Source organism: Mesorhizobium sp. M5C.F.Ca.IN.020.32.2.1 (assembly GCF_004023105.1).
Lineage (GTDB): Bacteria > Pseudomonadota > Alphaproteobacteria > Rhizobiales > Rhizobiaceae > Mesorhizobium > Mesorhizobium wenxiniae.
Window position 1 is genome coordinate 1 of sequence record NZ_RZSX01001447.1, and the last position, 827, is coordinate 827.

General features: G+C 61.4%; 1 protein-coding gene. It reads left to right on the plus strand.

The window, feature by feature from the left end; all coding sequences use genetic code 11:
* Nucleotides 1-135: 135 nt before the first annotated feature.
* The coding region (locus EOA86_RS36675) for an extracellular solute-binding protein (protein WP_128345836.1) at nt 136-827 on the plus strand (692 nt) is incomplete at its 3' end.

Here is an 827-nt window from a genome sequence, read left to right on the forward strand (position 1 = left end):
GCTGAACGAATGCATGTCGCCCAAAAGTTCATAGCGGTTTTGGGATAACGACATGCATGAAACTAAAGGCAGCCGTGCCGATAGCCACCCGCTTGGGAGCGCGGTTGCAGGAAACAGAAACATGAGGAGGAGAACATGAGGACCATATTTACCGGGCTCGCCTTTGCCGCGAGCATTTTTTCCACGCTGGCAGCAGTCGGGCCGGCCGCAGCCGAGACCGCCAACATCTGGGTTCGCGCCGACGGCTCGAACTTCATGCCGCGCATCGTCGACGCCTTCAACAAGGGGCATGAGAACCAGATCAAGCTGGACATCATCCCCAATGCCGAGATCATCCCGAAATACGGCGCGGCCGCCGCCGGCGGCACAGCACCCGATGCGCTGTCGCTCGACCTGATCTACACGCCGTCCTTCGCTGCCGCCGGCCAGTTGGAAGACATCACCGACTGGGCGAAATCCCTGCCTTATTTCGCGAGCCTGTCGCCGGCGCATGTCAAGACCGGCACCTACAAGGGCCGCATCTACGGGCTGCCGTTCTCCGCCGATAGTTCGGTGCTGATCTGGAACAAGAAGCTGTTCAAGCAGGCCGGTCTCGACCCTGAAAAGGGCCCGACCAACTGGGCCGAGATCGAAGCCTATGCCGAAAAGGTCAACGCGCTTGGCGGCGACACCAAGGGATTCTATTTCTCCGGCAATTGCGGCGGCTGCAACATCTTCACCTTCACGCCGCTGATCTGGGCCTCGGGCGGCGACATCCTCACCGAGGACGGCTCGAAGGCGACGCTCGACAGCCCGCAGCTGCGCGGCGCCATCGACCTCTACCGCTC